Annotated in this window: 13 protein-coding genes; 8 read left to right on the forward strand and 5 right to left on the reverse strand. The window is 64.8% G+C overall.

The genetic code is table 11. The annotated features are described in order from the left end of the window. Positions 1-77 precede the first annotated feature (77 nt). A complete protein-coding gene (locus tag QW868_RS05240) occupies positions 78-1,133 on the reverse strand; it encodes a hypothetical protein (RefSeq protein ID WP_316230078.1) in 1,056 nt (351 codons plus the stop codon). A 231-nt stretch (positions 1,134-1,364) separates the two neighbouring features. Here QW868_RS05240 and bamA point away from each other — a divergent pair, with 231 nt between their 5' ends. Then, positions 1,365-3,689, forward strand: a complete 2,325-nt coding sequence (gene bamA / locus QW868_RS05245; RefSeq protein ID WP_316230079.1) for an outer membrane protein assembly factor BamA — start codon at positions 1,365-1,367, stop codon at positions 3,687-3,689. A 36-nt stretch (positions 3,690-3,725) separates the two neighbouring features. On the opposite strand, the gene QW868_RS05250 is transcribed toward bamA, so the two are convergent. Continuing rightward, positions 3,726-4,142, reverse strand: a complete 417-nt coding sequence (locus QW868_RS05250) for a hypothetical protein (protein WP_316230080.1) — start codon at positions 4,140-4,142, stop codon at positions 3,726-3,728. Positions 4,143-4,391: 249 nt separating this feature from the next. On the opposite strand from QW868_RS05250, the gene QW868_RS05255 reads away from it, so the two are divergent. Continuing rightward, the gene (locus QW868_RS05255; protein WP_315739114.1) at positions 4,392-4,748 is read left to right on the forward strand and encodes a hypothetical protein; all 357 of its coding nucleotides are present in this window, start codon (positions 4,392-4,394) and stop codon (positions 4,746-4,748) included. Positions 4,749-4,816: 68 nt separating this feature from the next. Here the strand turns inward: QW868_RS05255 and QW868_RS05260 are convergent, their stop codons facing one another. Together QW868_RS05260 and QW868_RS05265 are read right to left on the reverse strand one after the other, a co-directional pair. Beyond that, a complete protein-coding gene (locus QW868_RS05260) occupies positions 4,817-5,416 on the reverse strand; it encodes a DUF6456 domain-containing protein (protein WP_316230081.1) in 600 nt (199 codons plus the stop codon). 52 nt (positions 5,417-5,468) lie between these two features. Then, the gene (locus tag QW868_RS05265; RefSeq protein ID WP_316230082.1) at positions 5,469-5,999 is read right to left on the reverse strand and encodes a GcrA family cell cycle regulator; all 531 of its coding nucleotides are present in this window, start codon (positions 5,997-5,999) and stop codon (positions 5,469-5,471) included. 150 nt (positions 6,000-6,149) lie between these two features. Between QW868_RS05265 and QW868_RS05270 the strand changes: the two genes are divergently transcribed. The 3 genes from QW868_RS05270 to QW868_RS05280 all read left to right on the forward strand — a co-directional run bounded on the left by QW868_RS05270 (position 6,150) and on the right by QW868_RS05280 (position 9,206). Beyond that, on the forward strand, positions 6,150-6,767 hold the full coding sequence (locus QW868_RS05270) for a helix-turn-helix transcriptional regulator (protein ID WP_315739119.1): 618 nt from the start codon (positions 6,150-6,152) through the stop codon (positions 6,765-6,767). A gap of 1,078 nt (positions 6,768-7,845) precedes the next feature. Then, the gene (locus QW868_RS05275; RefSeq protein ID WP_315713006.1) at positions 7,846-8,712 is read left to right on the forward strand and encodes a hypothetical protein; all 867 of its coding nucleotides are present in this window, start codon (positions 7,846-7,848) and stop codon (positions 8,710-8,712) included. 218 nt (positions 8,713-8,930) lie between these two features. Next, entirely contained in the window at positions 8,931-9,206 is a 276-nt protein-coding gene (locus tag QW868_RS05280) for a hypothetical protein (protein WP_315741022.1), read from the forward strand. A 93-nt stretch (positions 9,207-9,299) separates the two neighbouring features. On the opposite strand, the gene QW868_RS05285 is transcribed toward QW868_RS05280, so the two are convergent. Next, positions 9,300-10,274, reverse strand: a complete 975-nt coding sequence (locus QW868_RS05285) for a quinone oxidoreductase (protein ID WP_315741021.1) — start codon at positions 10,272-10,274, stop codon at positions 9,300-9,302. A gap of 212 nt (positions 10,275-10,486) precedes the next feature. Between QW868_RS05285 and QW868_RS05290 the strand changes: the two genes are divergently transcribed. From QW868_RS05290 to QW868_RS05300, 3 genes are all read left to right on the forward strand, one after another. Then, entirely contained in the window at positions 10,487-10,747 is a 261-nt protein-coding gene (locus tag QW868_RS05290) for a hypothetical protein (protein WP_315741020.1), read from the forward strand. 195 nt (positions 10,748-10,942) lie between these two features. Beyond that, complete coding sequence (locus tag QW868_RS05295) at positions 10,943-11,266, forward strand: multidrug efflux SMR transporter (protein WP_315741019.1); 324 nt, start codon at positions 10,943-10,945, stop codon at positions 11,264-11,266. A gap of 1,291 nt (positions 11,267-12,557) precedes the next feature. Further along, complete coding sequence (locus tag QW868_RS05300) at positions 12,558-12,779, forward strand: hypothetical protein (protein ID WP_315741029.1); 222 nt, start codon at positions 12,558-12,560, stop codon at positions 12,777-12,779. Positions 12,780-12,799 lie beyond the last annotated feature (20 nt).

Genomic DNA, 12,799 nt, shown 5'->3' on the forward strand with positions numbered 1-12,799 from the left:
GATTGCTACCGGCTGGAACGACATTTGCCGGAAGGGACTTTCACCCTCTCAAGAACCGCGCCTTTCCACGGCGCACCCTATTGCTGCTTCTCCCAGAACGAGAGCAGGCCCTGCGAGGCCGAGCCGCCGATCACGCAGGGGATGCCGACGGCGACCTGCCCCAGCGCCGCAGCCGAGACGCAGCCGAGCGCAAGGGCACCGACGCCGAGCTGTCCCCAGAAATCCATGTTGCGCCGGGCGTCAGAGCCCTTGGTCTTCAGCTCCTCGACCGCGGCGACGGCATCCTTGCGGACGGCGCCGAGCTGCACCGTATCGGCGGCCTCAACCACCTCCCTGAGCGGCTCCTTGACCGGTCCCGACTGCCGCGCCAGCTCCTCCCGGAGATAGTCGCGCAGGCTGGCATCGCGCACCGAGTAGCTGGCAAGCGTATAGCGCGCCATGCTACCGACGGTCAGCTTGTCGACCGTGTCGCGGCTCTTCGACCATGGCAGCATCTGCACGATGCGCTGGATCGGCACGCGCGAGCCGGTCGCGAAGTAATAACCCCAGAGGATGTCGAGCAGATCCTGGTGGGTCGCGTAGCTGAGCCGCGTGTCGAGCTTGCGCTCCTCCTTCTTGAACGGATTCTGCGTCAATGCGCCACGCAGCTTGTCCATCACGCCAGGCTTCGATTCCTCCAATGGGATGTCCATCAAGGTCGGCTGTGCGCCGCTGAGATAACCGTCGATCATCACGCGGCGGCCCGGCATCTTCGGCGCGACCTTGCGCATGAGATTGCGCCAGTCCGGCAGACCCGAATAGGCGATGGCCCGCACGACCACCCACTCCTCCTCGGGAGGCACGGGAAAGAAGCTGTTGACGAGCTGTTCGGCCTTGGCGGGATTGGAGCCGATCGCCCCCGCAATGAAGCCGAGATAGATGCCCGCGTTCTCCGGCTCCTTGAACGTCTGCGAGTGAAACAGCACCCGCACCGCCGCCGGCACATGGGCGTAGTCGGGTTTGGTGCGATAGTTGTAGATCCAATTCTGGACGACACCGAGCGACGCGCGTGGGTCGATCTCTGGGACGACCGCAGCAGCAAGGGCTGATTGAACGAAAGTGCAAGCGATGAGGGCCAAGGCGATCGCGCGCATGGTCTGCTCCCGACAAACGTTCGCCGCATCAGCATCTGCTGGCGCGTACGGATGAGGACGATGCTGCACGCCGTTTGAATCGACTCTGCGTCAATTCTGCGGCCGCGCTCGATTCCCCGCCGGTCACCCTTCGCAGGCGTGATCGCAGACCGCCAAGTCTCCACGGCTTCGACATGATTTGGCCGCCCACCGGCTCTTGCATCCCGGCATGACGAGCAGGCAGATGCGCGCATGTTGACCGCCCGAGACAGCCGTCACCGTGGAGACAGCAGATCGCGACATGTCGCATTGATCGTTGCGACGCTGTTGGTGGTGACGTCCGCGCCGCCGGCAGTGGCGGCCGAAGCCCTTGCAGTACAGGGCAATCGGCGCGTCGATGCCGACACCGTGCGATCCTATTTCCACACTGACGCCAACGGGCGCTACGACGCCGCCGCGCTCGACGCCGGCCTGAAGGCGCTGGTTGCGACCGGGCTGTTCGACGACGTGAAGATCAGCCGCGCCGACGGACGGACGGTGGTCCGCGTCTCCGAAGCAAAAGTGCTCGATCGCGTCGCCTTCGAAGGTAACAAGAAGGTGAAGGATGCGGAGCTCACGGGCGCGGTGCTATCAAAGCCGCGAGCCGGCCTGCAGCGCGCAACCGTCCAGGGCGACGTCGCCCGCATCATCCAGGCGTACCATCGCGCTGGACGCGACGACATCCGCGTCGTCCCGGAGATCATCGATCGCGGCAACGACCGCGTCGATCTCGTCTTCACCATCACCGAAGGCAAGAAGACGCCGGTCAGGGCGATCAACTTCACAGGCAATCGCGCCTATGGCGCCCGACAATTGCACGCGGTGATCAAGACCTCGGCCACCAACGTGCTGAGCTTCGTGACCGGCGGCAACGTCTACGACGCAGATCGCGTCAACGAGGACCGCGAGCTGCTGCGACAATATTATCGTAACCACGGCTACGCCGATGCCGAGGTTTCCAATGTGAGCGTCGACTATGACGCGACAAATAGCGGCTACAACCTCATCTTTGCGATCGAGGAAGGCGGACTTTATGAATTCGCTGCAGTCGACGTCTCCTGCAACGTGCAGGGGCTGGCGTGCGACCGCCTGCGCACATCCTTGCTGGTGCAGCAGGGCGACACGTTCGACCAGAGCAAGATCGACAAGACCTCCGAAGTCCTGGCGGCTGAACTTGGCAAGCTCGGCTTTCCGTTTGCGCAGGTCGAGCCCAGGATCAATCGGCATGCGCAGGATCGGCTGGCCGACGTCACCTTCCAGATCGAGCAGGGACGACGCAGCTATGTCGAGCGCATCGAGATCCACGGCAACACGCGCACGCGCGACGACGTGATCCGGCGCGAGTTCGACGTCAGCGAAGGCGACGCCTACAACAGGACGCTGATCGACCGCGCCGAACGTCGCCTGCGCAACCTCAACTACTTCAAGACCGTCAAGATCTCGACGCGGCCGGGCTCGGCCAGGGATCGCGTGGTGCTGGATGTCGAGGCAGTCGATCAGGCGACCGGCGACTTCAACGTCTCGGGCGGCTATTCGTCCACGGACGGATTGCTCGCCGAGGTGAAGATCGGTGACCGCAACGTGCTCGGCACCGGCAACACTGCGCAGGCCACCTTCACCTACGGCCAGTTCGCGCGCGGCGCCAGCCTGTCCTTCACCTCGCCCTACGCCCTCGGTCGAACGACACCTGGCATGGAGCTGTTCGCGCGACAGAGCATGGTCAGCACGTTCCAATCCTTCGGCAGCAATACCTATGGCGGTGCCCTCACCCTGGGCATGCCGGTCAGCGAGCAGACTGCCATGCTGTGGCGCTATTCGCTCTACGACCAAAGGGTGGTGCTCGCGCCGGGGATCTCGCCGGCGGCGGTGTCCCTCCCGGTCCGCCAGGCGGTCGCGGCCGGACGGCAGACGGTGTCCTCGCTCGGCAATACCGTCACCTACAGCACCCTCGACAACAACAAGACGCCGACCAGCGGCATTCGCTCACAGTTGACGCAGGATCTCGCCGGCCTCGGCGGCGACGTTCGCTTTTTGCGGACCACGGGCGACGTCCGCTACTATCGGTCCATCAACAGCGACCTGACCGGCATGGTGCGCGCGCAAGGCGGCTATATCACCGGATGGGGCGGCCAGCAGGCGCCGCTGCTCAACAGCTTCTTCGGCGGTCCCACCATGGTGCGCGGCTTCGCGCCGGGCGGCTTTGGGCCGCGCGATCTGACGCCGGGATCGACGATGGACAATGTCGGCGGCAGCCTGTTTTGGGCGACCACGGCGGAGCTGCAGGGCAACATTCCTGGATTGCCGCAGGAATACGGCCTGCGTGCATCGGCCTTCGTCGACGCAGGAACCGTGTTCGGCTATCGCGGCCCGACCCAGAATGTCCAGGTGGCAAACAGGAACGTGCTGCGCTCCTCGGTCGGCGTCGGCATGACCTGGGCATCGCCATTCGGACCGCTCACGGTCGACTATGCGGTCCCGATCAGCAAGGCGGCGTACGACGTCGTGCAGCCGCTCCGTTTCAGCGCCGGCGGCTTCTGAGCCGACACCGCAACATGGACGGAGCGCCGCGTCACGTCAGTACGGACTGTAGTAGTAACCGGGCGGGCCGTAATACGGGCGAACATAATATGGCCGCGGTGCGTAGTACACCCGCGGCGGCCCGTAATAGCCGGGTCCGGGATAATAGCCGGGCCCATAGTAATAGTAGTCGTCGTGCTGATGCGCGGCGATTGCGCCGATGGTGCCGATCATTGCCCCCATGATGGCCAAGCCGGCGGCTGGATTGCCCCTGTAGACGCGGCGATAGCGCCGGCGAGCGCTGAGATCGGTCAAATCGCCGGTTGTCGCCGTCGCGACCGCCGACTTGTTGGCCGGACCCGCCGGCCGCGCATGGGCTGGCGCCGGCGCGCTCGCCACCACGGCGATGGCCGCGACGGCCGCAATCGCGATTTTTCCACCGGCCGAAGGAGATCGATATTTCCCGCTGAACATGGCATCACCCTTCACTTCACTCGTTCCCAGATACAACATGCCCGGGCGTGCAGCTTGACCTGTGTCAACTCAGGACCAACCCGGCCATCAGGCGGCACGTACGCATCCCGCAATCGCGCTTAGACGCGACGTCACGCCCCCTGGTTCAACCCACCGCCGCATCGATTTCTGCGAACCGATGGCCGCCCGTCGGGAACCAATGGCTGCACACCGACGCCGTCCATCATGCCATCGGCAACAGGAGTCCTCATGCCTTCCAGACTGACACGCCCGATCTTCATCGCCGTCGCCACACTGTCGCTCGCTGCCTCGATGGCGAAGGCCGGCGACAGCGCGACCTCGCTGTTCAAGGTGGTGACCGTCAAGGACGAGATCGTCATCGGTCTCAATAGCGACGAGTTGGCGACGATCGGCGGCAGCGATGCCAGCGCCGTTGCGCGCGCACTGGCGCAGAAAGGCGACCTCGCGGCCTGGCAGTACAACGTTCATCGCGGCCCGAACGGCGAGCTGCAGATGACGCCTTCGGCCAAGATCGGTTTGCTGTCGCATGCCTCGCTGCGCGTCGAGCCCTACAGCACCACTTATGTCGTGACGCCGCATCCCTGAGGGAAAACGATTGTCCGACCGGCGCTCGTACCCGTCGACGACGGCACGAGCGCCGGTCGTGCCGGCCGTTAGCTCTCGCCCCGACGGTCCGATCGCACGGCCCCATCGCATTTCCTGGCGATCCTGTCGGTGGAAAACCCGTAGACCACGGCCAGCCGGTCCAGGCACTCCTTGAAGCGCCGGGCGAAATAATCATTCCAGCGCTGGCTGGCGAGCCCCCGCTTGTGTCCGATCTGCTCCATGGTCAGGCCGTGCACCAGGACGTCATGGGTGATCGCCGCCCCGTCGGCGCCGAGCTCGCGCTCGGCGCGGTTGAGCCGCAGCACCGCCTGCCTCTGGCCTTCGGTGACCGGCTCGCGCCCACGGGCGCCGTCGACGTGCTCGCGCGAGGGATCGATCGCCTGCGGGCCCCGCTCGGCCCGCTCCCAATCATTCTGGAACGCCCGTCCGGCCCGGTATTGGGCGTCATCCAGCTGCTTGTGCGCGTGCAGCCGGCCGAGCGGGTCGCTGCGGACCGATCGCAACGCGACGATCTTTTCGCCGGGCTCGAGCGCCAGCGGATCGTCGATCTCTACGGGAATCACGTCTGCATTTCGCGGCAGGTCGTGAGCTCTCCGGTCGTGGGTCTTGGACATGCGATGGGGCTTGCTGCGTCTGGGGCGCGCCATGTCTCGTCTCCGGAAAATGGATGGGGTCAGTTCGGGTCGGGTTTGCCGCGCTCTACGCGGCGGCGACCAGCCGCAGGATCAAAGGGCCGGCGGAGCGCACGGCGGTCTCCTCGGGCGGAAGCCGCGTGAGATGGTAATGCGGCGTGCAGTAGCAGGAGCCGGGCTGGCGCGGATGACCGCAGAAGGTGATGGGATCGTCGTCCCGGTCGCCTCCATAGGGGTAGCGGCAATCGTTGCGTTCGAGCTGGTCGAGGGACAGCAGGCGCGGGCTGAGGCCGACGCAGCGCAGCCTGACCGGCGCGGCAGGCTTCGGCGGGGACGGCATCGGCCACGCCGCCGCGTCCGGGCTTCGCCGCCGGGTTCGGGTCGCCGCGGACATCGGCCGGGGCTCGGATCGAGCGGCTTTCGGCCTGCCCGGCGCCACCAGCCCGATCCGCTTGCCGCGGCCAAGCGTCGCGTTCCGCGTATAGGCGGTTCCGAACTGCGCATTGAGGGCGCGCGCGATCTCGGCATAGGACCGCCCCTGGGCATGAAGCTCGCACAGCATTTTGGAATGTTGGTCTGGCCAATCGGTGGATTGCATTCTCGCCTCTTCCTTCTGGGTCGGGGCCGCCGGACCCGCCGGCTCACCCGACGGCCAAATCTTCCGATATTCCGAACAAAAAGTCAAGCTTGAGTTCTGATTATTCGAAACATATAATCCCTTCCGAGATTCGCAAAAGAGGTCAAAGCCATGTTGGACGTCGCCATGATCGAGCGTGCACTCGAGAAGCCAGGAAAGACGAAAGGAGGGTTGGCCCGCGCCATGGGCGTGCGGCCGGGCGCGGTCTCCGAGATCCTCGGCGGCCAGCGCCTGATCAAGGCGGCCGAGATTCCGCTCATTACGGAGTATCTCGAGCTCAATTCGGTCCCCGTCATGGGACGGGTCGGCGCCGGCTCGGTGATCGAGCCGGATTACGAGCAGGTGCCGGTCGAGGGCCTCGGCGAGGTCGCCCTGCCCTTCCCGATCTCCGAGGAGACCATCGCCTTCGAGGTCTCCGGTGATTCGATGCTGCCGAAATATGAGAATGGCGACGTGATCGTGGTCTACCGCGAGCAGCGCCACCCGCTGTCGAGCTTCTACGGCGAGGAGGCGGTGGTACGCCTCAAGTCCGGCGAGCGTTACCTGAAGACGATCGAACGCGGCAAATCGCCGTCCGTGGTCAATCTGAAGAGCTTCAACGCCAAGCCGATCGTGGGGGTCAAGCTGGACTGGATCGGCGAGATCTTCGTCACCCTGCCACGCGGCCAGATCTCGCGGATCCGCGCCAAGGCGGCCGCCAAGTCGCGCGCCCGCGCGGCGAACAAGTAAGACTCGAGACCGGATGCGGGGGACGCCGAGGCGCTCCCCCTGCATCCCCCCTCCAGGCCCCCTCCAGGGAAGGGTGGGCACCGCGCCTGTGGCGCCGTCGTGATCAACAATTCTGAGCGACATATGGGGATGTGCGTCCTTAGCCTCGCGGCGCCCAGGCGTCCGAGTGATACAGTGGTCTCACCCTCTTCAAACGAGAGGGTGCAGGGAAGGCCGGACCTCGACTGAGGCCCGTGGCCCGCCTGCTCAAAAAACGCAGGCGGCAGGTACCACAGGTCCAGCCGGAACGATCCGGCCCTCCCTGCGCGATGGTTTTCACGGCTGCTTCGCGTTCTCCCCGGTGCGCCGGGCTTGTTGGTCACCGTCACCCACGCGGCGCTGTCAGCGCCGGCGCAGGCTTGATACCGGCATCGGAGTATCAGGACCACGCGACTTGACCGTACGAGCCGGTGTTGTTCGTCGGCGCGAATGACCACGCTGCAAACCGGCTCGCCCATCACTCCCCGCCTCCACGTGTCGTGACGACCGCGATACGCCCCTCTCCATGAGGCGGGATGCGCGTAGACAATCATGAATTCTGAAAAAGAGAAAGAAGAATTTTTCGGCCCGGCGGGCCAGACCGGGGCAATGCGTTGAAGCCTCGCCCAAAACAAGCGTTTCCGCACACATCGTCTGCAGGCGATCGAATGCCATGAACGGACCATCGTGCGGGCGCATCGACCCTGATTTGCCCGACGGGCATGACGCCTTGCCACCAGCCGCGCCCGGCGCCCGGATCAGTCCTCGACCCGCAGCTCATCGCCATGGACGTAGCAGTCGGCATTCGGAGGCGGCGGTGGGACAGGCTGGTCTTCCGCTATCTCGGCTCCAAGCGGGGACCCGCCCCGACGATACACGCGCCCGCCAGCGAGCCGGACCTGCTGCGCCGTCGCCTCATCGCCGATATCCGGCCGACGTTGCCGACGTCGCGCAAGCGGATTGATCCCGATCAAGGACCAGGCGCCGCGCCGGAGCAAACTCATCGTCAACCTGTGGCTGCACAGGCGGGACATGGGGAAACGCCATCATGGGAAACGCCATGCGGAGATATCTTCTTGCCTTTACCTTGGTGATCGCCGCACTCGGCTTTACGTCGTCGGCGCGTGCGGGATGCTGGCCGAACGAAAACTTCCACCTCGTGTGCTGGCTGGATACCTATGGAACGGCGTGCGAAGCGCACCACGCGCTGACCAGCGTCAGAGCCGTGCTGTATCCAGAGCCGCGCTACTCGTACTATGAATTCGAGGTTTCGCACTGGTGGACGGCCCACAAGACCGTGGCCTGTCCGCCGAATCAAAAGACGACGTTCAGCGGTGTCTGGGACCGGGAAACCGGAAAGGCGGAGGAAACGGCGACCACCGGCATTTCGTCGGTGACGAGGCGAGTCTATTGCAGCAACAATCCCTGGACGGGCCAGGGGCCGCCGACGGTGCCGATCTGCTCATATCCGGCCGATGATCCGAACGTGGGACTGCCCGTCACCTCGGCGATGCTCACGCAAAGCCAGCGAGACGATCTGCTTCGCGTTCAGGAGCCGTTGCATACCCGTTGCCAGCAGATCAAGCCACTCGAGGACGAGGTGTCGTGGCTGAACGGCCGCCCCATCGTCGAGGTGGTCGCGTCCCATCATGAATATCAGAAGCTCGAATGGCATCTGTGGTTCATGGACTTCGGCGAGTTCGGACCGTGGCATGAGGTCGCGGCACCGAAGCCGAAGGGCCCCTTGATCTGGAAGGGCACGACCTATACCGAGCGCCGCATTGCGACATCGAGGCACAGATATTGGCTGAACAAGCCCGGCCGCTGGAAGGTGGTTGCGAAGCCGAAGCCGACCGCGGCGGCGGCGCAGGGGATCCCCATCAGCGTGACCACCGAATGTCCCGGCGCGACGTTCAACGTGCAGTGATGGGCGATCACGCGGTCCTCATGGCGTGCGGGAACATGCTTCCGCACGCCACGTCACATCGCCTGGACTATTTCTGCGGCCGATGCCGGTGTGGTCATGGCCGCGCAGGCGGAGGATGGAGTCGGCTGAGGCGAGGGTGGACCGAATCAGCCTTGACAAAATTCTGATTTAAAGAAATAATGGAGCATCACAGTCAGCCGAAGGCGAACCGGCGCTCCATGCAGTATTTCGTCGTGATGATCGACTACGGCCGGCGCGGACGCGAGGCCGTGGTCGATCCTGAAATGACCCGGCGCGACGTCGTTGCGCGTATCGCGTCGGGGGAATATTCGAACGTCAGCTTCATCCACGAGATCGTCGACCGGTCGGTTGCGGACGTCACGGCCGATATCATGTCCGAAGCCGCCCTGCCCGAGATCGATGGGCGGGACGCCGACCTGCAGGCGGTCCAGTTCGATCACCTTCGCGATCTGCGCAAGCACGAGCAGGTTTGACCGGACTGCGCCGGCCCGTGCCACATGGTGCGGCGACGACGAAACAGGTGAGCCGGCACCTGCAGCAGGCCCCCCCCGGAAGGGCACGTCGGATCAGACCAGAAAGACGGTCGAGCCGGTCGTCTTGCGCGCCGCGAGATCGGCGTGTGCCCGGGCCGCGTCCTTGAGCGGATAGGTCTGATTGACCTCGATCTTCACCGCGCCCGACTTGACCACGTCGAACAGCTCGTTGGCCATCGCGACCAGGCTCTCACGCTTGGCCGCGTAGGTGAACAGCGTCGGCCGGGTCACGAACAGCGAGCCCTTTTGCGCGAGCAGCCCGAGATTGAGCGGATCGACGGCGCCCGAGGACTGGCCAAACAGCACGGCGTAGCCGAGGGGCGCGAGGCAATCGAGCGACTTCAGGAAGGTGTCCTTGCCGACGGAGTCATAGACGACAGGCACCTTCTTGCCGCCGGTGATCTCGCCGACGCGCGCGACGAAGTCCTCGCGCGTATAGATGATGGTATGCTCGCAGCCATGCGCCCTGGCCAGCTGCGCCTTGTCATCGCTGGATACGGTGCCGATGACGTGAACGCCGAGATGCTTGGCCCACTGGCCGAGGATGAGGCCCACACCGCCGGCGGCGGCATGCAGCAGGATGGTCTCGCCCGCCTTGACGCGGTAGGTCTGCCGGATCAGGTACTGGGCGGTCAGGCCCTTGAGCATCATCGCCGCGGCGGTCTTGTCATCGATGTCATCGGGCAGCTTCAGCAGCAGCGCGGCCGGCATCAGCCGCGCCTCTGAATAGGCGCCGAGCGGCGACGAGCCGTAGGCGACGCGGTCGCCCACCTTCAGGTCCGTCACCCCTTCGCCCAGCTCCTCGATCACACCGGCGCCCTCGCTGCCCAGTCCGCTCGGAAGCTGGACCGGATAGAGCCCGGAGCGATTGTAGATGTCGATGAAGTTGAGCCCGACCGCCGTATGGCGGATGCGCGCCTCGCCGGGGCCGGGCTTGCCGACCTCGATCTGCTCCCAAGCGAGGACCTCGGGACCGCCGGTCTTGTGGAAACGAATGGCGTTCGTCATGGGTTGTCATCCTCCCTGTCGGATTGCGCGACGCCGCGCCGCCCGGCCGCGCCGGCGCCGTTGCGGGCCGTTCGAGCCCTTGTTCTTCCGCGGCCGAACCTCGGTCATCCGTAGCCGCTGTCGGCTCGGTTTGGCAATCGGCTTTGCCAGCCGGCACAGGAACAACGTTTGCCGTTCCAGCGTTCATGGCCATAGGCATGGAGTCCGAGCCCATGGCGCCCAAACGACGCAGCGCAGCGGTCAATCTGGCCATGCTGATCGAGCTGGCCTCCCACACCTTCATGGGCATCGCCATGGGGCTCGGCTTCGCCTTCGCGCTGATCCAACTGGATGCGTTCGGCGTCTCGACCCTGATCGCCCACAGTCTCGATCCGCATGTGACGTTCGTGATCTTCGTCGGTGTGTTGACGCTGTCCTTTGCTGTCGGCGCAACGCTGACGGGATTCGTATTCACGATGATGGAGGAGAGATAGACCCGACGCACGCCGATGACTGCGTGGCGCTCGCAGCTGTCATATGCGCGTCGCGCAAACCATGCAGATGGACGGCAGGTTCGACCGGCGCGGAGATGACGAAATGGCCGGACTGCTGGATGCAGGCGATCCGCGGCTTCGCGAGGTCGGCCTCGGATCCGTGGGTGATGCCACGCCATTGGGTGCGCGGCCCTCATGAACGGCTGGCTTGCTCTGTTCGCGGCGGGAGCTCTCGAGATCATCTGGGCGCTCGGCCTGAAGCATTCCGACGGCCTGACGCGCTTCTGGCCCAGCGTCGCCACCGTGATCGCCATTCTGCTCAGCTTCGCGATGATGTCGCTCGCGCTGCGCTCACTGCCGTTTGGCACCGCCTATGCGGTATGGACCGGGATCGGCGCGGCCGGGAGCATTCTCGCCGGCATGATCCTCTACAGCGAGCCGGCGGATCCGACGCGGCTGTTCTGCCTCACGCTGATCATCACCGGCATGATCGGGCTGAAGCTGAACTCGCCGGTCTGACACGGGCGACGATCTCCGGCAGGATCGCGAGAGTTCGACGCTGCCGAACACGGCGAGGGCGAGCACGAACGGCAGCAGATGATAGAGCGCACGGAAGATCAGCAGCGCCGCCAGCAGGCGCTCCTGGTCAACGCCGCCCAGGCCGAGCAGGATCGTCGCATCGAACAGGCCGATGCCCGCCGGGGCATGGCTGGCAAATCCAAGCAAGGTCGCGGCAATGAAGACCGCCATCAGCCGCGCGAGGTCGATGCCGAGTTCCGCCGGCATGAGGACGTACATTGCCAGCGCCGCGGCGCCGAGCTCGAACAGGCCGACCACGATCTGCAGCAGTACAGCGGGCCCGGACGGCAGTCGAACGGGCCAGCGCGCACTTCGCCGCCCGGGCCAGCTCCACACGACGAAGGCGGCAACGGCGCAAAGCAGTGCCGCGGCAACGAGACGGTTGATCGCCGGCGGCCAATACTGCACCCAGCCGAAGGCGTCCGGATCGATCATCAAGCTAAGGCCGAGCGCGGTGAGATTTCCGAGCCAGAAGGTCAGCCCGGTGAGGAAGCTGATATTGGCGATGTCGATCGCACCGAGCCGGTACGGCGCGTAGATCCGATATCGAACCAGCGGTGAGATCAACGCGACCGCGCCGATGCCGTGCGCAATCGGGTAGCTCGTGAAGCTGCCGAGCGCGGCCGCGCGATAGGGAATGTCCCGCCGGCCAATCGTCCGCAACGCGAACACGTCGTAGAGCGTGAGGCTGGCGTAGGAGAGGACGATGAACGCCAGCGCCATCGCGATCAGATGAAGGTCCGTGGCCTCGACGATCGACAGAACATGAGCGAAGTCGAGCTTCTTGACGGCGCGTGCCAGGACATACACGGCCACAGCCGCAATCGAGAGGCTCAGGGCCAGTCCGCCCAGGCTGCGCAACCAGATTCTGCGGTTCGACTGCAGCGGCGAAACGTCGGTCAGGTCAGCCATTCAACGTGTTTCGTTTCAAACATGCGCCGGCCGATTCGAGCAGGACGATGGCGCCGTTTGACACACCGATGTGACAGAGGCGTTACCGTTGTGCGCCGCCCACACACCTTAATTATCTGTTAACGCCGGACGATCGTTCACCGCTACCAACACGGCGAGCTGCAATGCAGCACCACATTCGCGATCATTCAAATTTGAATTAATCGCCGGCGGGTTCGAGCGTAATGACGTGAACCGTATCAGTACGGATGCATGAAGGTCGCATCTTCGTCACGCGGACTTTCTAAGACGGGTGCGGGACGTCAACATTCGAGGCAGCATGAACGCGGAAATCGAACACGAGCTCACGCCGGACCAATGGGAAACGCTGAAGGCGCTTCGCATTCCCGCGCGTGAACGCCGCAGGCTGAACGGCGTGATTGTCGACGAGCTCACTGCATTTGGACTCGTCGCAATCGACAATGGCGCCGCGACGCTCACCGTCGCCGGGCGCAAGGTTCTCATCAGAGGATCCTCACGCCTGCTCGACGTCGCAGCCTGATCTTTCGGAGCCCGGCCTTC

It is taken from the genome of Bradyrhizobium sp. SZCCHNR1051 (assembly GCF_032489615.1).
Taxonomy (GTDB): domain Bacteria; phylum Pseudomonadota; class Alphaproteobacteria; order Rhizobiales; family Xanthobacteraceae; genus Bradyrhizobium.